The organism is Pseudomonas poae RE*1-1-14 (assembly GCF_000336465.1).
Taxonomy (GTDB): Bacteria; Pseudomonadota; Gammaproteobacteria; order Pseudomonadales; family Pseudomonadaceae; genus Aquipseudomonas; species Aquipseudomonas poae.
The window spans coordinates 4571502-4589242 of sequence record NC_020209.1 but is presented as its reverse complement, the minus strand read 5'-3'; the positions used below and the strand labels follow the sequence as shown (position 1 = coordinate 4589242).

Sequence of the window (17741 nt, the reverse complement as noted above, 5' to 3'; positions counted from 1 at the left end):
AAACATACGGGCTGTTGTTGCGTCAGGGTCTTTCTGGTATAAAGCAGCGCTCTTTTCTAGGGGCCCGGTTCCTTCACTGTAGGTGTAGCCGGTAAGACCCTTAAAGAAACGCGGCGCCTGGCGCCAAATGACTGAGAGATTAAGCGGCCAACCCATGCCGGGTTGGGCATGTGGTTTTAGAGGGCTGAGGCATGTCGAGAGTCTGTCAAGTTACCGGTAAGGGTCCGGTGACTGGGAATAACATTTCCCACGCAAATAACAAAACCCGTCGTCGTTTCCTGCCGAACCTGCAGCATCACCGCTTCTGGGTTGAAGAAGAGAAACGTTTTGTTCGCCTGCGTGTATCTGCCAAAGGCATGCGTATCATCGACAAGCGTGGCATCACTGTCGTGCTGGCCGAAATCCGCGCCGCCGGCAAGATCTAAGGAGCTCTATCATGCGTGAATTGATTCGAATGATCTCTAGCGCCGGTACTGGTCACTTCTACACTACCGACAAGAACAAGCGTACTACTCCGGACAAGCTCGAAAAGAAAATGTTCGACCCGCGCGTTCGCAAGCACGTGATCTACAAAGAAGGCAAAATCAAGTAATTGATTTTCCTCCTTGTGAAAAAAAGCCCGTCTCTCAGGATTCGGGCTTTTTTTTGCCTGGGATTTGCCTGATCAGGTTTTCTGTTCGAACACCACATAGATCTTGCGGCAAGCCTCCAGCACTTCCCAGGTGCCGCTGAAGCCGGCTGGTATCACGAAGCGGTCGCCAGCACGCAGGGTCTTGGCGTTGCCCTCGCCATCCCGCAACACCGACACACCCTGCACAATCTCGCAGTACTCGTGTTCGGTGTAATTGACCTTCCACTGTCCGACTTCCCCTTCCCACACCCCGGCACTCATCTGACCGCATGGACTGTTGTAGTGGTTGTAGAGGGTCTGCTCAGGATCGCCCTTGAGGATTTTTTCGGCGGCAGGGCGATAGCGTTCGGGGGCGGTGCTGGCTTGGCTGAAGTCGACGATATCCTGGATGCTCATGTGCGTGTCCCGTCTGGCCTGCGGTAGGAGAGCCCAAAGTCTATGTTTATTAAAATGAACATCGCAAGGGCGTTTTCCGGCGTTATGTCAAATATATTGAAACATCACCAGCCGCTGGTTTAGGGTGGCAGCTGCCTTGAGCCGAACAGCAGGCTGGCCGGGCACGCATTCTTTAAGGCTGCCGGGGGATAGCCCCCGGCCCTTGTACTGATAAGAGGAGGACACTTGCATGACCACCCTGACCCGTGCCGACTGGGAACAACGCGCCAAGGACCTGAAGATCGAAGGTCGCGCCTATATCAATGGCGAATACACCGCCGCCGCTTCCGGTGACACCTTCGAGTGCATCAGCCCGGTTGACGGCCGCCTGCTGGCTACTATCGCCAGCTGTGACGTCGCCGACGCCCAGCGCGCCGTGGAAAACGCTCGCGCCACCTTCAATTCCGGTGTCTGGTCGCGTCTGGCGCCGGCCAAGCGCAAAGCCACGATGATCCGTTTCGCCGCGCTGCTCAAGGCCAATGCCGAAGAGCTGGCGCTGCTTGAGACCCTGGACATGGGCAAGCCGATCAGCGACTCCCTCAACATTGATGTGCCCGGTGCCGCCAATGCACTGAGCTGGAGCGGCGAGGCGATCGACAAAATCTACGACGAAGTCGCCGCTACCCCGCACGATCAGCTGGGTCTGGTCACCCGCGAGCCGGTCGGCGTGGTGGGTGCCATCGTGCCGTGGAACTTCCCACTGATGATGGCCTGCTGGAAGCTGGGCCCTGCGCTGTCCACCGGTAACTCGGTAATCCTCAAGCCGTCCGAAAAGTCCCCGTTGACCGCCATCCGCATCGCCGCCCTGGCCGTTGAAGCCGGTATTCCCAAAGGCGTGTTCAACGTGCTGCCGGGCTACGGCCACACCGTGGGTAATGCACTGGCGCTGCACATGGACGTCGACACCCTGGTGTTCACCGGTTCAACCAAGATCGCCAAGCAACTGTTGATCCGCTCCGGCGAGTCGAACATGAAGCGCGTGTGGCTGGAAGCCGGCGGCAAGAGCCCGAACATTGTGTTCGCCGATGCGCCGGACCTACAGGCCGCCGCCAAATCCGCCGCCAGCGCCATCGCCTTCAACCAGGGCGAAGTCTGCACCGCCGGTTCGCGTCTGCTGGTCGAGCGCTCGATCAAGGACAGCTTCCTGCCTCTGGTGATCGAAGCCCTCAAAGGCTGGAAGCCAGGCAACCCGCTGGACCCGGCCACCACTGTCGGCGCGCTGGTGGACACCCAGCAGATGAACACCGTGCTGTCTTACATCGAAGCCGGCCATGCGGACGGCGCCAAGCTGGTCGCCGGCGGCAAGCGCATCCTCGAGGAAACCGGTGGCACCTATGTCGAGCCGACGATCTTCGACGGCGTGACCAATGCCATGAAGATCGCCCAGGAAGAGATCTTCGGCCCGGTGTTGTCGGTGATTACCTTCGACAGCGCGCAGGAGGCGGTCAGCATCGCCAACGACACGGTCTACGGCCTGGCCGCTGCGGTGTGGACCGCCGATATCTCCAAGGCGCACCTGACCGCCAAGGCGCTGCGTGCAGGCAGTGTGTGGGTCAACCAGTACGACGGCGGCGACATGACCGCGCCGTTTGGTGGTTTCAAGCAGTCGGGTAATGGCCGCGACAAGTCGCTGCATGCGTTCGACAAATACACCGAACTGAAGTCCACCTGGATCAAGCTCTAAGTCACACCGCTGTCCAAAACTGTGTGACATGTATGAACTCTGTGGGAGGGGGCTTGCTCCCTTCCACAGCTGATGGGCCATGGTTTTCAGAGCATGCGTTCGAGGCCGACCGACGTGGCGAACCACGCATTGAAGCGCCGCCACCAGTTGCCCGGCTCGCGGGTCAGGGTGTGCAACTGGCCATTATCCTCGGTCACCCACACCACATTGCCATCCTGCAGTTTTGCCTCATAACTCAACGCCGGTGCCATGCCTTGCAGCGCCAGGTTGCGCACGTGTTCGGCCAGTTCCGGGCTGTCGACCAGCACGCCCACTTCGGTGTTCCACAACACTGAGCGCGGGTCGAAGTTGAATGAACCGATAAACGACTTCTCCCGGTCGAAGATCATTGCCTTGCTGTGCAGGCTGGAGTCCGAGCCCCGGAAGCTGCCGCGCCGGAACAGGTGCGGCCCGCTGCCGGCACTGGGGTCGCCGGGTTGGCGGCGCAGTTCATAGAGTTTCACGCCATGCTCCAGCAGCGCCTTGCGATAGGGCGCGTAGCCGCCGTGCACGGCGGGTACGTCGGTGGCTTCCAGAGAGTTAGTCAACAGGCTCACCGACACACCGGCGTCGGCGCGTCCGGTCAGATACACGAGCCCGGGCTGGCCGGGCACGAAGTACGCCGAAATCATCATCAGCTCTTGCTTGACGCCGTCCAACTCCGGCGCCAGTTGGGTGGTCAGCAGCAGGCGCGGGTCGGGGTCGGCCTTGGCCAGGACCTTGCTCGGCGCGTCCCACAGCGCCTGGTTCCAGGCCCAGATCAGTTCGCGCCGCCAGATGTCCATGCGTGGTTGGGTCTGATAGGTGCGCAAGCGGTTGTACAACGCATGATTCTGCTGGCGCGACTCGGCCAGCGAGGCCTCCAGCCGCTTGCGCGCAACCGCCAGGTCGCCTTTGGTGGGCACGTTGGAAACAAACTCATCGATGGGCTTGCTCAGGGCGCTGTTCCAGTACTGATCGAAACTGTGGCCCAGTTGCTCGGCCACCGGTCCGACGCTGAGCATGTCGATATCGGTGAAATTCAGGTTCGGCTCGGCGTCGAAATACTCGTCCCCCAGGTTGCGACCGCCCACGATGGCCACGCTGTTGTCCGCCAGCCAAAGCTTGTTGTGCATGCGCCGGTGTTGCAGTGACAAATTGAACAGGCGGCCCATGGCCCGGGTTACGCCAGTGCTGCGCCCCAGGTGCAGCGGGTTGAACAGGCGAATATCGATTTTGGGGTGGGCGGCGAGGGTGGCGATGATCTGGTCGAGGCCGTCGCTGGTGGTGTCATCCAGCAGGATGCGGATGCGCACGCCACGGTCGGCGGCCTTGAGCAGTTCATCCACCAGCATGCGCGTGCTGATGCCGTCGTGAACGATGTAGTACTGCAGGTCGAGGCTGCTCTGGGCATTGCGGATCAATTCGGCGCGGGCCATGAAGGCTTCGCTGCTGTTGGGCAGCAGCCGAAAGCCCGACTGACCCTGGTGTGGCGCCGCCTGGGCCTGGATCGAGCGGCCGAATGACGATTGCGCGGCGGGCAGCGCGTCGCTGGGGATGCGCGGTGCGGTCTTGGTGGCGCAACCGCCCAGCGCCAGGGCGCCCAACAGGCAAAACGGTAAAAGCCGTCGAATCGTCAAGGGCGTGGGTTCCAGATCAGGGCGGTGGTCGATATCTGACGGCGAGTTTACGCAAAAGGTCAGTGTGACGCGTCGGCCAGCATATCGCTCGCGGCAGCGCCGACCTTGCGCACCGCTTCTTCAATCTGCGGCGTCGGCCTGGCAGCGTAGTTCATGCGCAGGCAATTGCGGTACTTGCCCGACGCAGAAAAGATGCTGCCCACTGCCACCTGCACGCCTTGTTCCATCAAAACGCGGTTGAGCTTCAAGGTGTCGAAACCCTCCGGCAGTTCTACCCACAGCATGAAGCTGCCCTGCGGTCGGCTGGCGCGGGTGCCAGCGGGAAAATAGCGGCTCACCCAGTCGAGCATCAGGTCGCGCTGACGCTGATATTGCGTGCGCATGCGCCGCAAGTGCGGTTCGAAATACCCGCCCTTGAGAAATTCGGCAATCGCAATCTGCGGCTGCGTGGCGGTAGAACCCGTGCTGATGTATTTCATGTGCAGCACCCGCTCCAGGTAACGGCCCGGCGCCACCCAGCCAATGCGCAGGCCCGGCGCCAGGGTTTTCGAGAACGAACTGCACAGCAATACACGGCCGTCTTCGTCGAAGGATTTGAGGGTGCGCGGGCGCGGGTAGCTGTAGGCCAGTTCGCCATACACGTCGTCTTCGATGATCGCGACGTCAAAACGCTGGGCCAGCGTCAGCAGTGCGCGCTTGCGTGCCTCGGGCATGATGTAGCCCAGCGGGTTGTTGCAGTTGGGGGTCAGTTGAATGACTTTGATCGGCCACTGTTCCAGGGCCAGCTCAAGCGCTTCCAGGCTGATGCCGGTGAGCGGATCGGTGGGGATTTCCAGGGCTTTCATGCCCAGCCCCTTGAGGGTCTGCATGGCGCCGTGAAAGCTGGGCGAGTCCACCGCCACGATATCGCCGGGTTCGCAAATCGCGTGAATGCTGGCTGACAGCGCTTCGTGGCAGCCGGTGGTGATCACAATGTCTTCGGCGGTCAGTTGGCAACCGGAATCCAATGACAGCCGTGCGATCTGCTCACGCAGTTCCATACAGCCGAGGATAGTGTCGTAATACAGGCCCGGCAGGTCCTGGCGTCGACTCACGCGGGCGAGGCTGCGCAACAGCGGCTTGAGGGTGGGCGACAATACATCCGGCATGCCGCGGCCCAGCTGTATGACATCCTTGCGTGGCACGGTGCGGATCAGTTCCAGCACCTGATCCCACTGCGAGATCTCAACCGGTCGCTGCGCCGGACGGCCCACTTCGGGCAGCGCCGGCAGTTCACGGCCGACGGGTACGAAGTAGCCCGACTTGGGCCTGGGCGTTGCCAGGCCGCTGTCTTCCAGCATGCGATAGGCCTGTTGCACGGTGCTCAGGCTGACGCCGTGCTCCACGCTCAAGGCCCGCACCGAGGGCAGGCGGTCACCAGGGCGGTAGAAGCCCTGTTCGATCCGGGCGCCAAGCACTTCGGCAAGATTGACGTAAAGGGTCATGGCGGCCACTCCCGGGGACCAATACAGATAGGCGGAAAATACAGGATTCAGCCATGAATGGGCAGTATCTGTATGGATTTAATAACGCTTGATTGGATCTGTATTGGTTGTGCCAAAGCCCCCATGCTTGTCACTCAAGGCAACGAGCCAACAAGGGGCGGCAACATGAACGGGATCTGCGATGTGCGGCTGGCGTTACGGGGTCAGGAACTGGAAGCTGGGCAGCGGCGCGTGCGGTTGGCGCCGGCCCGGGAACGCTGGGATTTGTTCTGGCTGCGTCGCCATACCCGCAAGGCGCTGCTGGCGCTGACTTGCGAGCAGTTGCGCGACATCGGCTTGACTGAGGAACAGGCGCGCGAGGAAGGCCTCAAGCCCTTCTGGCGCGGATGATCACATCAGTTCTTTGAGACGATGCCAGAGCATGCCCAGGGCCAGCAGCGGTGAGCGCAAGTGCTTGCCGCCGGGGAAAGTCATGTGCGGCACCTGGGCGAACAAGTCGAAGCGTCCGTGCTGCTGGCCGCTGATGGCTTCGGCCAGCAGCCTGCCGGCCAGGTGCGTGGCGTTCAGGCCGTGGCCCGCGTAGGCCTGGGCGTAATACACGTTGGGTTGGTCCGCCAGCCGGCCGATCTGCGGCAGGCGGTTGGCGCCGATGCCGATCATGCCGCCCCATTGGTAGTCGATCTTCACGTTGGCCAGTTGCGGAAATACGCTCAGCATCTTGGGCCGCATGTAGGCGCCGATATCCTGGGGATCGCGCCCGGAATAATGGCAGGCACCGCCGAACAGCAGGCGGCGGTCGGCCGACAGGCGGAAGTAATCCACCGTCACCCGCTGGTCGCACACGGCCATGTTCTGCGGCAACAGTCTGGCGGCCTGCGCCTCATCCAGAGGTTCGGTGGCGATGATATAGCTGCCGGCGGGCAGCACCTTGCCGCTCAAGTGTGGGTTGAGCCCGTTCAGATAAGCATTGCAGGCCAGTACCAGGGTCTTGGCACGTACCTGACCCTGAGCGGTGTGCACCGTGACCTCGGGGCCGTAGTCGATGCGCGTCACCTCGGACTGTTCGAACAACTGCACCCCCAGTTGCTGCGCGGCGGCCGCTTCGCCCAGCGCCAGGTTCAACGGGTGCAGGTGCCCGGAACCCATGTCGATCATGCCGCCCACATACCGCTCGGAGCCGATCACACTGCGCATTTCGCTGGCTTGCAACAGGCGCACTTCGTGGCGATAGCCGAGGCTGCGCAGTTCTTCGGCGTCTTCGGCCAGGCCTTGCAGGTCGCGGGCCTTGTTGGCCAGGTCGCAATAGCCCCAAGTCAGATCGCAGGGGATCTGGAAGCGCTCGACGCGTTCACGCACGATTTCCACCGCTTCCAGGCCCATGCGTTTCATCTGGCGCACGCCGTCGCTGCCGATCACATTGGCGAACTGGTCCAGGCCGTGACCAACGCCGCGAATCAGCTGGCCGCCATTGCGCCCGCTGGCGCCCCAGCCGATTTTGCGCGCCTCCAGTAACACCACCTTGAAACCGCGTTCGGCCAGCTCCAGCGCCGTGTTGAGCCCCGAATACCCCCCGCCGATCACACACACGTCTGCGCTCATCTCGCCTGCCAGCGCCGGGTAATCGGGCTGCGGCACGCTGCTGGCGGCGTAGTAGGACGTGGTGTGCCGGGCGCTGGTGGTCATGGGAGCCTCCCTGTGTGAAAAATTTGACGCAGGATACAACGGTCGGGCGGAGCTGTCTGTGGGCGGCGTTTTGCGGCAGAATCCACGCCTGTCCGCCGTTTGGTATGGGTCTTGATGAGTTGCAACAGCCAGAAAATCAGCGCCCTGCGCAAGCAGATTCCTTCGTTCGAGTGTGTCCCCGGCTGCCATGACTGCTGTGGGCCGGTGACCACCTCGCCCGAGGAAATGTCACGCCTGCCGCGCAAGACTGCCGCCGAGCAGGACGCGGCGATGGATGAGCTGAATTGTGTGCACCTGGGCCCCAATGGCTGCACCGTATATGACGAGCGGCCGCTGATTTGCAGGCTGTTTGGCACCACCCCAACCCTGCCTTGCCCCAACGGGCGGCGACCGGTGGAGTTGATCCATCCGCGGGTGGAGAAGCAGATTCACGACTACATGGGCAGCACTCGGCAGGTGCTGGTCTAGCCAGTTGAATGTACGGAGTCAATGTGACCACTAGTCCGGAATCGGTAGGTTCAGGCTCTCCTTCACCTCTTCCATCACGATATAGCTCTTGGATTCGCGTACATGGGGCAGCTTGAGCAGGATGTCGCCGAGCAATTTACGGTACGACGCCATCTCGGAAATCCGCGCCTTCACCAGGTAGTCGAAGTCACCTGACACCAGATGGCACTCCAGCACATGGGGCAGCTTCAGCACGGCGCGGCGGAATTCCTCAAACGTGTCGCCAGACTTGTAATCAAGGCTGATCTCGACAAATACCAGCAAACTTCCCTTCAAATGCTGCGGATTGAGCCGCGCGTTATAGCCCATGATGATCCCCTCGCGCTCCAGGCGCCGCACCCGCTCGGTACAGGGCGTGGTCGACAGCCCGACCTTTTCCCCCAGCTCGGTGAACGAAATACGTCCATCGGTTTGCAGGATGCGCAGGATATTGCGGTCGATCTTGTCCAGCTCCCGCTTGGTCTGGGTGTTGGTACGCATAGGGGATACGCCTCTGTGAAAAGGGTTTTTGCCGAGAATTGTCGCCAAATATAGGCACTTATATAGTGAAATGCACTGGACATTCTTTTTTACACTGCCCCCATCATTGCTCCAATAACACACGTCAGCGGCTGAGCCCGCGATGAGGATAAAAAATGCGCGTTCTGGTTTTGGGTAGCGGCGTCATTGGTGTGACCAGTGCCTACTATTTGGCACGGGCCGGCTATGAGGTGGTCGTGGTCGACCGTCAGCCTGCCGCCGCCATGGAAACCAGCTTCGCCAACGCCGGCCAGGTGTCGCCTGGCTATGCCTCGCCCTGGGCCGCGCCGGGTGTGCCGCTCAAGGCGATCAAGTGGTTGTTGCAACGTCACGCGCCGCTGGCGATCAAGGCCACTGCCGATATCGATCAATACCTGTGGATGGCGCAGATGCTGCGCAACTGTACGGCCAGCCGTTATGCGGTGAACAAGGAGCGCATGGTGCGCCTGTCCGAGTACAGCCGCGATTGCCTCGACGAATTGCGCGCAGAAACCGGCATTGCCTACGAAGGCCGCAGTTTGGGGACGACGCAGTTGTTCCGCACCCAGGCGCAGCTCGACGGCGCCGCCAAGGACATCGCCGTGCTGCAGGAGTCGGGCGTGCCGTTCGAGTTGCTCGACCGCGCCGGCATTGCCCGCGTTGAGCCGGCCCTGGCCAATGTCACCGACATTCTTGCCGGCGCACTGCGCCTGCCGAACGATCAGACCGGCGATTGCCAACTGTTCACCACGCGCTTGGCCGACATGTGCAGGCAGTTGGGGGTGGAGTTTCGCTTCGAACAGGATATTCAGCGCCTCGACTGGGCTGGCGACCGCGTCAATGGCGTATGGGTCGACGGCAAGCTGGAAACTGCGGACCGCTACGTATTGGCCCTGGGCAGCTACTCACCCAAGCTGCTCAAACCGCTGGGGATCAAGGCGCCGGTTTACCCGCTCAAGGGTTACTCATTGACGGTACCGATCACCAATCCGGCAATGGCGCCAACGTCGACCATTCTCGACGAGACCTACAAGGTCGCCATCACCCGTTTCGACAACCGCATCCGCGTCGGTGGCATGGCTGAAATAGCCGGCTTTGACCTGTCGCTGAACCCGCGTCGACGCGAAACCCTGGAGATGATCGTCAACGACCTTTATCCTCGGGGCGGCGATCTGGCCCAGGCGAATTTCTGGACCGGCCTGCGCCCGACCACGCCGGACGGCACGCCGATTGTGGGTGCCACCCCGTTCAGGAACCTGTTCCTCAATACTGGCCATGGCACCCTCGGCTGGACCATGGCCTGTGGCTCCGGTCGCTTGCTGGCCGACCTGATCGCGCGTAAAACCCCGCAGATCAGCGCCGAAGGCCTCGATATTTCCCGTTACGGTAGTCACCAGGAGTCCGCAAAACATGTCCATCCAGCGCCAGCTCACCAATGAGCGCATGAGTCAGAACGTCGTTCACAATGGCACCGTGTATCTGGCGGGGCAGGTTGGTGACGACATGAGCGCCGGGATCGAACAGCAGACCCGCGAAACCCTGGTCAATATCGAACGCTTGCTGGACCTCGCCGGCACCGACAAGACCCGTTTGCTGTCGGTGACGATTTACCTCAAAGACATCGACGCCGATTTTGCCGGCATGAACGCCGTGTGGGACCAGTGGCTACCCAAAGGTGTCGCCCCGGCTCGCGCCACGGTCGAGGCCAAGCTGTGCGAACCGCATATTCTGGTAGAGCTGTCCGTCGTGGCTGCGTTGCCATAAATACCGATCCGGCGCCGACGCAAATCGGTGCCGGTTTTTTTCAACTTGCCGCCTAGAAGCCCGCCGCCATGCGTCCTGCCCGTGCCCTCATCGATCTCCAGGCCTTGCGCCACAACTACCAATTGGCCCGTGAAGTCGCGGGGGCCAAGGCCCTCGCGGTGGTCAAGGCCGACGCCTACGGCCACGGCGCCGTGCGCGTGGCCCAGGCGCTGGAAGCCGAGGCTGACGGGTTTGCCGTGGCGTGCATCGAGGAGGCCCTGGAGCTGCGGGCGGCCGGCATTCGTGCGCCGGTGTTGTTGCTGGAAGGTTTTTTCGAAGCCGACGAATTGCCGCTGATCATCGAGCATGATTTCTGGTGCGTGGTGCATTCGCTGTGGCAACTGGAGGCCATCGAACAAGCCCCCTTGAGCAAGCCGCTGACCGTCTGGCTCAAGCTCGACTCGGGCATGCACCGCGTGGGTCTGCATCCCGAGGATTATCAGGCGGCCTATCAACGCCTGCTGGCCAGCGGCAAGGTGGCGAGCATTGTATTGATGAGTCATTTCGCCCGTGCCGATGAACTCGACTGCGTGCGCAGTGATGAACAGGTGGCGGTGTTCGAAGCGGCGCGCCAGGGCTTGTCGGCTGAGGTCAGCCTGCGCAATTCGCCCTCGGTGATGGGCTGGCCACAGGTGTCCAGCGACTGGGTGCGCCCCGGCATCATGCTGTACGGCGCTACCCCGTTTGGCGAGGACCAAGCCATCGCAGCGCGTCTGCAACCCGTCATGACCCTGGAGTCGAAGGTGATTTGCGTGCGTGAGCTACCGACCGGCGAGCCGGTGGGTTACGGCGCCAGGTTCATCACACCCAGGCCGATGCGCGTCGGCGTGGTTGCCATGGGGTATGCCGACGGTTACCCGCGCCATGCGCCTACCGGCACGCCGGTGCTGGTGGCGGGTCAGCGCAGTCAGTTGTTGGGGCGTGTGTCCATGGACATGCTGTGCGTCGACCTCACGGACATACCGCAGGCCGGCCTGGGCTCCACCGTGGAGCTGTGGGGCAAACACATTCTTGCCAGTGACGTAGCCGCTGCCGCCGAGACCATCCCCTATCAGATTTTCTGCAATCTGCGTCGCGTGCCAAGGCTCTATTGCGGCGCTTGATCGCAGGCGAGCGAGGCGACCGTCCGGGATTCAGGCCCAAGTGTTGTAAATACTGAACGCTGTCGCCATGATAACGCTCAACTACAACAAAGCCTGAATCCCGGGAGGCACCAGCATTGGACGTCGGCGAACGACTGCAATCGATCCGTAAACTCAAAGGTCTTTCCCAGCGTGAGCTTGCCAAGCGCGCGGGTGTCACCAACAGCACCATTTCGATGATCGAAAAAAACAGCGTCAGTCCCTCGATCAGCTCCTTGCGCAAGGTACTGGGCGGCATCCCCATGTCCATGGTCGAGTTCTTTTCCGAGGAAATTCTCCAGGAAGTGCCCACGCAGATCGTCTACAAAGCCCACGAGTTGATCGACATTTCCGACGGCGCCGTGACTATGAAACTGGTCGGCCGCGCGCATCCCAGCCGGGCGATCGCGTTTCTTAATGAGGTCTACCCGCCGGGTGCCGACACGGGCGAAGAAATGCTCACCCACGAAGGCGAAGAAACCGGGATCCTGGTGGAAGGGCGTCTGGAGCTGGTAGTCGGTCTTGAAACGTTTTTGCTCGAAGCGGGCGATAGCTATTACTTCGAGAGCAGCAGACCTCATCGTTTTCGCAACCCGTTCGATGTGCCTGCGCGATTGATCAGCGCAGCCACACCCGCGAATTTTTAAACAAAGATGCGCGCTGCCTGCGATCCTGTGGCCCTGGGCGTGAATCGCCACCATGCGGGTGAACGCATCAAACGTATCAGCAAAATGTTGGCTGCATCAGCCACCTTATTGGCCCTGGGGGCTTTCAGCGCCCAGGCGGCAACCGCCGACGACCTCGCCAGGCGTCTGGAACCGGTCGGCAAGGTGTGCGTTCAGGGTCAGGCCTGCACTGGCGCCGTAACCGAGAGCGGCGCCAGCGCGAGGGCGCCGGATGATGTGATCGCCAATCATTGCACCGCGTGTCACAGCGTCGGTCTGCTGAACGCGCCGAAAATCGGCGATGCGGCCGACTGGGGTAAACGCGCCCAGGAGCAGGGCGGCCTCGACGGCTTGCTTGCAAAAGCCATCACCGGCGTCAATGCGATGCCGCCCAAGGGCACTTGCGGGGATTGCTCGGATGACGAACTCAAGGGCGCCATCGAGAAAATGTCTGGTTTGAAATAACCCGATCTTCACCAAAAAGCCGCTGATCCGCGGCTTTTTTTGTGAACGCCATTTGTGTTTCGACACTGTTCATTGCAGCAAAGACGCGGCAAGCTCGGTCCAACCCCACATCATGGAATGTCAGGAGGGTCGGATGGTGCAGTTGTGTTCAATCGAGCAAGCAGTTGACGACGTACTGGCGCGGTTGCCGGCGCATATCCATTTGGGCATCCCCCTGGGGCTGGGCAAACCCAATCAGTTCGTCAATGCGCTGTACCGGCGCATCGTCACGCTGCCGGACCGCGCCTTGACTATCTACACCGCACTCAGCCTGGGCCGCCCGACGATGGGCGACGGCTTGCAGAAGCGCTTCCTCGAACCCTTCATCGAGCGCGTCTTTGGCGATTACCCCGAGCTGGACTTCCTCGCGGACCTGAACAAAGACAGCCTGCCGAAGAACATCCGCGTGCAGCAGTTTTTCATGCAGCCCGGCAGCCTGCTGCACAGCGCGGCCGCGCAACAGGATTACGTCAGCAGCAACTACAGCCACGCCGCGCGCGATATCAACGCCGCCGGACTGAACCTGGTGGCGCAACTGGTCGCCAGCAGCCCTGAACATCCCGACCGTTTGAGCCTGAGCTGCAACCCGGACATCTCCCTCGACCTGTTGCCCATGATCGCCAAGCGCCGCGAAGCCGGGGAAACCATTCTCGTCGTCGGCCAGGTGCACAGCGATTTGCCCTACATGCCCGGCGATGCCGAGCTGGGCATGGACGCTTTCGATTACCTGCTCGACGAGAAAGACAACACCACGCTGTTCTCCACACCGAATATGCCGGTGGGTTTCCAGGACCACTTTATCGGTGTGCATGCCAGCACCCTGGTGCGCGATGGCGGCACCTTGCAGATCGGTATCGGCTCGATGGGCGACGCGCTGACCGCCGCCTTGCTCGCGCGCCAGGCTGATAACGAGGCCTATCGCCTGCTGCTTACCGACCTGAATGTATACCAGTGGGCGCGCTTGATCAGCCGTGAAGGCGGCGTCGATCCATTCGTCCGTGGCCTTTACGGCTGCAGCGAAATGTTCGTCAACGGCCTGCTGGTGTTGGCGGATGCGGGGATCATACGGCGCAAGGTTTACCCGGACGTCGCGACCCAGGAACAGGCCAACGCCGGCCTGCTTGACGATGCGGCGCAACCCGATGGCGTGTCGGTTCATGGCGGTTTCTTCCTGGGCCCTCGCAGCTTTTACCAGCGCCTGCAGGAAATGACGCCTGCCAAGCGCCTTGAATTCAACATGACGCGTATCAGCTACATCAACGAGCTGTATGGCCAGGAAGAACTCAAACGCTTGCAGCGCCTGGATGCGCGGTTTATCAACAGCGCGATCATGGTGACTTTGCTCGGCGCCGGCGTGGCTGACCAGCTCGAAGACGGCCGCGTACTCAGCGGTGTCGGCGGGCAGTACAACTTTGTGGCCCAGGGGCATGCCCTGGAAGGTGCACGCTCGATCCTTATCCTGCGCAGCTGGCGCGAATCGGCGGGGGAGGTCAGCTCCAATATCGTCTGGGAATATGGCCACTGCACCATTCCTCGGCACCTGCGCGATATCGTCATCACCGAATACGGTATTGCCGACCTGCGGGGTCAGACCGATGCCCAGGTCATCGAGGCGCTGCTCAATGTTACCGACTCACGGTTCCAGGGTGACCTGATCGAGCAGGCGCAAAAGGCCGGTAAGTTGCCCAGGGATTTCCAGCTGGATCCGCGTTTTCGTGACAACACGCCGGAGCGCTTGAAAGCGATTCAGGCGCGGCATGGTCGGTTGTTCCCGGAATACCCGCTGGGCACGGACTTTACTGACGAAGAGCGGGATCTGTTGCGCGCGTTGAATTGGCTCAAGAGCAAATTCAAGCTGACGGAAATTCTTGAACTGGGCCGTGCGGCGCTGGATGCACCGGACCCGGAAGCGTTTCCCAGGCATCTGGAGCGGATGCGCCTGGACAAGCCGGAAGGCCTGAAAGAGGACTTGTATCAGCGCCTGCTGCTCGCGGGCCTCCAAGCCACCGCACACTGAAAGACCCACGCAAATGAGTTATCTCAGGCAATCCACTTCCTTGTGGCGAGCGGGCTTGCCCCGCGTTGGGGTGCGAAGCACCCCCAATCCAGCAAAACGCGGTGTACCTTAATATGGCTCAGCGTCTGGTTTTGGGGCTGCTGCGCAGCCCAACGCAGGACAAGCCTGCTCGCCACAACAGACCGGCCTATAGGCTCCAGCTCCAGTTTGCTGTGTGACAGCGTGTTGGCTCAGATGAAGGTAACGACACCACCGGCCAGGGATTTCACCCGTGCCAGCGATTCAACCCGATAACCCTGCGCATCCAGTTCCGCACGGCCGCCCTGAAACGACTTCTCGATGACGATGCCCAGCCCGGCAACGGTCGCGCCGGCCTGCTTGATGATCGAGATCAGCGCCTGGGAGGCCTTGCCGTTGGCCAAAAAGTCATCGATCACCAGCACGCGGTCGCTGCTGGTCAGGTGGCGCGGCGAAATGGCCACGGTGCTTTCGGTCTTTTTGGTGAAGGAATACACGGTCGCCGACAGCAGGTTTTCGGTCAGGGTCAGTGACTGCTGCTTGCGGGCGAAAATCACCGGTACGCCGAGGTTCAGGCCGGTCATGATGGCCGGCGCGATGCCCGAGGCTTCGATGGTGACGATCTTGGTGATGCCCGAATCCTTGAACAGTGCGGCGAACTCGTCGCCGATCAATTTCATCAGCGCCGGATCAATCTGGTGGTTCAAAAAGGCGTCAACCTTGAGAACCTGATCGGAAAGCACGATGCCTTCTTCGCGAATTTTCTTGTGCAGTGCTTCCACGGAAAGCTTCCTCTAATGGCGCGGTCTGCGCCGAAAGTAGATTAAAAAGTAGTCGATTCTAGCGCTTTAACATCGCGCGTATGTCGGCCAGGGCCGTGTTGCCGCGAACGGCCTTGACCTCGGTCGGGGTGTCGTCGTTGCCTTCCCAGGCCAGATCGTCCGGCGGCAGTTCGTCCAGGAACCGGCTGGGGGCGCAATCGATGATTTCGCCGTATTGCTTGCGCTTGGCGGCAAAGGTGAAGGCCAGGGTCTGACGCGCGCGGGTAATGCCCACGTAGGCCAGCCGGCGTTCTTCCTCAATGGTGTCGGCTTCGATGCTGGAACGGTGTGGGAGAATTTCCTCTTCCATGCCCATGATGAACACATAAGGAAATTCCAGGCCCTTGGAGGCATGCAAGGTCATCATCTGCACACCCTCGGCGCCGTCTTCTTCTTCCTGCTGGCGCTCGAGCATGTCGCGCAGCACCAGCTTGCCGATGGCGTCTTCAACGGTCATTTCGCCGTCTTCGTCTTTTTCCAGGGTGTTCTTCAGCGCCTCGATCAGGAACCAGACGTTGCCCATGCGGTAGTCGGCGGCCTTGTCGCTGGAGCTGTTGGTGCGCAGCCAGTTCTCGTAGTCGATATCCATGACCATGCTGCGCAGGGCGCTGATCGGGTCTTCGCCTGCGCACTGCTCGCGCACCTTGTCCATGAAACGCTTGAAGCGTGACAGGCGATCGGTGAAACGCGTGTCCAGGTGTTCGCCCAGGCCGATTTCATCGGTGGCGGCGTACATCGAGATCTTGCGTTCGGTGGCGTAGTTGCCGAGCTTTTCCAGCGTAGTCGAACCGATTTCACGGCGTGGGACGTTGATCACCCGCAGGAAGGCATTGTCGTCATCGGGGTTCACGATCAGCCGGAAGTAGGCCATCAAGTCCTTGACTTCCTGGCGCCCGAAGAAGCTGTTGCCGCCCGACAGGCGATAGGGAATCTGATGGTGCTGCAGCTTCAGCTCGATCAGTTTGGCCTGGTAGTTGCCGCGATAAAGGATGGCGAAATCGCTGTAGGGCCGGTCGGTCCGCAGGTGCAGCGTGAGCAGCTCGACCGCCACGCGCTCGGCTTCGGCGTCTTCGTTGCGGCAACGGATCACGCGGATCTCGTCGCCATGGCCCATCTCGCTCCACAGCTGTTTTTCGAATTCGTGGGGGTTGTTGGAGATCAGCACGTTGGCGCACCGCAGAATGCGGCTGGTGGAGCGGTAGTTCTGCTCCAGCATGACCACTTTCAACGACGGGTAGTCGTCCTTGAGCAGCATCAGGTTTTCCGGGCGGGCGCCGCGCCAGGCGTAGATCGACTGGTCATCGTCGCCAACCACGGTGAACTGGTTGCGCGTGCCGATCAGCAGTTTCACCAGCAGGTACTGGCTGGCGTTGGTGTCTTGGTACTCGTCCACCAGCAGGTAGCGCACCTTGTTCTGCCACTTTTCCAGAATGTCCTTGTGTTCCTGGAACAGCTTTACCGGCAGCAGGATCAGGTCGTCGAAGTCCACCGCGTTGAACGCCTTGAGCGTGCGCTGGTAGTGGGTGTAGACAATGGCGGCGGTCTGCTCCTTGGGATTGCGCGCCGCTTCCAGCGCCTCGGCAGGCAGGATCAGGTCGTTTTTCCACGACCCGATCATGTTCTTGATCTCGTCGACACCGTCGTCGCCCGCGTATTCCTTCTGCATGATGTCGGTCATCAAGGACTTGACGTCGGTCTCGTCGAAGATCGAAAAGCCCGGTTTGTAGCCCAGCCGCACATGCTCCTTGCGGATGATGTTCAGTCCCAGGTTGTGGAATGTACACACGGTGAGGCCACGGCCTTCGCCACCCTTGAGCAGGGTGCCGACGCGCTCTTTCATTTCCCGCGCCGCCTTGTTGGTAAAGGTCATGGCGACGATGTACTGGGCACGGATGCCGCAGTTCTGGATCAGGTGCGCGATCTTGCGGGTGATCACGCTGGTCTTGCCGGAGCCTGCGCCGGCGAGCACCAATAGAGGGCCGCCGACGTAGTTCACGGCTTCTTGCTGCCGGGGATTGAGTCGGGACATACAGAATTCGGGAGGTCGTTGTTCAAAAGGGCGGGCATTTTAACAGGCTGGCAAGATTCTGCTGCCCTGGATCGACGGTGTGACGTACCACTCGATCTAAATTTGCCGGTTTTGTTACTTTGCCGCAGGATGTGACGCGTTTTCAGGACTTTTTCTGACAACTCGCGTATTTGATAACGCCTA

The 17741-nt window shown here is 61.0% G+C and carries 18 protein-coding genes; 11 read left to right on the top strand and 7 right to left on the bottom strand.

Annotation, left to right across the window (positions count from 1 at the left end; all coding sequences use genetic code 11):
• Window positions 1-191: 191 nt before the first annotated feature.
• On the top strand, window positions 192-425 hold the full coding sequence (rpmB, locus tag H045_RS20210; protein ID WP_003176907.1) for a 50S ribosomal protein L28: 234 nt from the start codon (window positions 192-194) through the stop codon (window positions 423-425).
• Window positions 426-436: 11 nt separating this feature from the next.
• Complete coding sequence (gene rpmG, locus H045_RS20205; RefSeq protein WP_003176906.1) at window positions 437-592, top strand: 50S ribosomal protein L33; 156 nt, start codon at window positions 437-439, stop codon at window positions 590-592.
• Window positions 593-664: 72 nt separating this feature from the next.
• On the opposite strand, the gene H045_RS20200 is transcribed toward rpmG, so the two are convergent.
• Window positions 665-1027, bottom strand: coding sequence for a cupin domain-containing protein (locus tag H045_RS20200; RefSeq protein WP_015373296.1), 363 nt, complete (start codon window positions 1025-1027; stop codon window positions 665-667).
• 229 nt (window positions 1028-1256) lie between these two features.
• On the opposite strand from H045_RS20200, the gene H045_RS20195 reads away from it, so the two are divergent.
• Window positions 1257-2750 (top strand): aldehyde dehydrogenase, encoded by a 1494-nt coding sequence (locus H045_RS20195; RefSeq protein WP_003231617.1) that lies wholly within the window; start codon window positions 1257-1259, stop codon window positions 2748-2750.
• Between the two features lie 86 nt (window positions 2751-2836).
• On the opposite strand, the gene H045_RS20190 is transcribed toward H045_RS20195, so the two are convergent.
• Window positions 2837-4408: a phospholipase D family protein gene (locus H045_RS20190; protein WP_015373295.1), complete on the bottom strand. Its 1572-nt coding sequence runs from the start codon at window positions 4406-4408 to the stop codon at window positions 2837-2839.
• 59 nt (window positions 4409-4467) lie between these two features.
• Entirely contained in the window at window positions 4468-5892 is a 1425-nt protein-coding gene (locus tag H045_RS20185) for an aminotransferase-like domain-containing protein (protein ID WP_015373294.1), read from the bottom strand.
• A gap of 165 nt (window positions 5893-6057) precedes the next feature.
• Here H045_RS20185 and H045_RS20180 point away from each other — a divergent pair, with 165 nt between their 5' ends.
• Window positions 6058-6282, top strand: a complete 225-nt coding sequence (locus tag H045_RS20180; RefSeq protein ID WP_003231611.1) for a DUF1127 domain-containing protein — start codon at window positions 6058-6060, stop codon at window positions 6280-6282.
• On the opposite strand, the gene H045_RS20175 is transcribed toward H045_RS20180, so the two are convergent.
• Window positions 6283-7575: an NAD(P)/FAD-dependent oxidoreductase gene (locus tag H045_RS20175; RefSeq protein ID WP_015373293.1), complete on the bottom strand. Its 1293-nt coding sequence runs from the start codon at window positions 7573-7575 to the stop codon at window positions 6283-6285.
• 114 nt (window positions 7576-7689) lie between these two features.
• On the opposite strand from H045_RS20175, the gene H045_RS20170 reads away from it, so the two are divergent.
• On the top strand, window positions 7690-8043 hold the full coding sequence (locus H045_RS20170; RefSeq protein ID WP_003231607.1) for a YkgJ family cysteine cluster protein: 354 nt from the start codon (window positions 7690-7692) through the stop codon (window positions 8041-8043).
• Window positions 8044-8073: 30 nt separating this feature from the next.
• On the opposite strand, the gene H045_RS20165 is transcribed toward H045_RS20170, so the two are convergent.
• Window positions 8074-8562: an Lrp/AsnC ligand binding domain-containing protein gene (locus tag H045_RS20165; protein ID WP_003176896.1), complete on the bottom strand. Its 489-nt coding sequence runs from the start codon at window positions 8560-8562 to the stop codon at window positions 8074-8076.
• A gap of 155 nt (window positions 8563-8717) precedes the next feature.
• On the opposite strand from H045_RS20165, the gene dadA reads away from it, so the two are divergent.
• From dadA to H045_RS20135, 6 genes are all read left to right on the top strand, one after another.
• Window positions 8718-10019 carry a D-amino acid dehydrogenase gene (dadA, locus tag H045_RS20160; RefSeq protein ID WP_003231605.1) on the top strand — a complete coding sequence of 434 codons (1302 nt, stop codon included), beginning with the start codon at window positions 8718-8720 and terminating at the stop codon, window positions 10017-10019.
• Window positions 9991-10344, top strand: coding sequence for a RidA family protein (locus tag H045_RS20155; protein WP_015373292.1), 354 nt, complete (start codon window positions 9991-9993; stop codon window positions 10342-10344). The genes dadA and H045_RS20155 overlap by 29 nt, the downstream gene beginning before the upstream one ends.
• Window positions 10345-10412: 68 nt before the next feature.
• Complete coding sequence (alr, locus tag H045_RS20150) at window positions 10413-11486, top strand: alanine racemase (protein ID WP_015373291.1); 1074 nt, start codon at window positions 10413-10415, stop codon at window positions 11484-11486.
• A 116-nt stretch (window positions 11487-11602) separates the two neighbouring features.
• Window positions 11603-12151, top strand: coding sequence for a cupin domain-containing protein (locus H045_RS20145; protein ID WP_003231599.1), 549 nt, complete (start codon window positions 11603-11605; stop codon window positions 12149-12151).
• A gap of 84 nt (window positions 12152-12235) precedes the next feature.
• A complete protein-coding gene (locus H045_RS20140) occupies window positions 12236-12634 on the top strand; it encodes a c-type cytochrome (protein WP_041931666.1) in 399 nt (132 codons plus the stop codon).
• A 133-nt stretch (window positions 12635-12767) separates the two neighbouring features.
• On the top strand, window positions 12768-14690 hold the full coding sequence (locus tag H045_RS20135) for an acetyl-CoA hydrolase/transferase C-terminal domain-containing protein (RefSeq protein ID WP_041931539.1): 1923 nt from the start codon (window positions 12768-12770) through the stop codon (window positions 14688-14690).
• Between the two features lie 230 nt (window positions 14691-14920).
• Here H045_RS20135 and H045_RS20130 read toward each other — a convergent pair whose 3' ends face one another.
• Together H045_RS20130 and rep are read right to left on the bottom strand one after the other, a co-directional pair.
• Window positions 14921-15490, bottom strand: a complete 570-nt coding sequence (locus H045_RS20130; protein ID WP_003176890.1) for a xanthine phosphoribosyltransferase — start codon at window positions 15488-15490, stop codon at window positions 14921-14923.
• Window positions 15491-15548: 58 nt separating this feature from the next.
• Window positions 15549-17558 carry a DNA helicase Rep gene (gene rep / locus H045_RS20125; protein ID WP_003231592.1) on the bottom strand — a complete coding sequence of 670 codons (2010 nt, stop codon included), beginning with the start codon at window positions 17556-17558 and terminating at the stop codon, window positions 15549-15551.
• Window positions 17559-17741: the final 183 nt, after the last annotated feature.

Coding starts and splice junctions, on each gene's coding strand:
- rpmB (WP_003176907.1), top strand. CDS start 192: ATGTCGAGAGTCTGTCAAGTTACCGGTAAGGGTCCGGTGACTGGGAAT.
- rpmG (WP_003176906.1), top strand. CDS start 437: ATGCGTGAATTGATTCGAATGATCTCTAGCGCCGGTACTGGTCACTTC.
- H045_RS20200 (WP_015373296.1), bottom strand. CDS start 1,027: ATGAGCATCCAGGATATCGTCGACTTCAGCCAAGCCAGCACCGCCCCC.
- H045_RS20195 (WP_003231617.1), top strand. CDS start 1,257: ATGACCACCCTGACCCGTGCCGACTGGGAACAACGCGCCAAGGACCTG.
- H045_RS20185 (WP_015373294.1), bottom strand. CDS start 5,892: ATGACCCTTTACGTCAATCTTGCCGAAGTGCTTGGCGCCCGGATCGAA.
- H045_RS20180 (WP_003231611.1), top strand. CDS start 6,058: ATGAACGGGATCTGCGATGTGCGGCTGGCGTTACGGGGTCAGGAACTG.
- H045_RS20175 (WP_015373293.1), bottom strand. CDS start 7,575: ATGACCACCAGCGCCCGGCACACCACGTCCTACTACGCCGCCAGCAGC.
- H045_RS20170 (WP_003231607.1), top strand. CDS start 7,690: ATGAGTTGCAACAGCCAGAAAATCAGCGCCCTGCGCAAGCAGATTCCT.
- H045_RS20165 (WP_003176896.1), bottom strand. CDS start 8,562: ATGCGTACCAACACCCAGACCAAGCGGGAGCTGGACAAGATCGACCGC.
- dadA (WP_003231605.1), top strand. CDS start 8,718: ATGCGCGTTCTGGTTTTGGGTAGCGGCGTCATTGGTGTGACCAGTGCC.
- H045_RS20155 (WP_015373292.1), top strand. CDS start 9,991: ATGTCCATCCAGCGCCAGCTCACCAATGAGCGCATGAGTCAGAACGTC.
- alr (WP_015373291.1), top strand. CDS start 10,413: ATGCGTCCTGCCCGTGCCCTCATCGATCTCCAGGCCTTGCGCCACAAC.
- H045_RS20140 (WP_041931666.1), top strand. CDS start 12,236: ATGTTGGCTGCATCAGCCACCTTATTGGCCCTGGGGGCTTTCAGCGCC.
- H045_RS20135 (WP_041931539.1), top strand. CDS start 12,768: ATGGTGCAGTTGTGTTCAATCGAGCAAGCAGTTGACGACGTACTGGCG.
- rep (WP_003231592.1), bottom strand. CDS start 17,558: ATGTCCCGACTCAATCCCCGGCAGCAAGAAGCCGTGAACTACGTCGGC.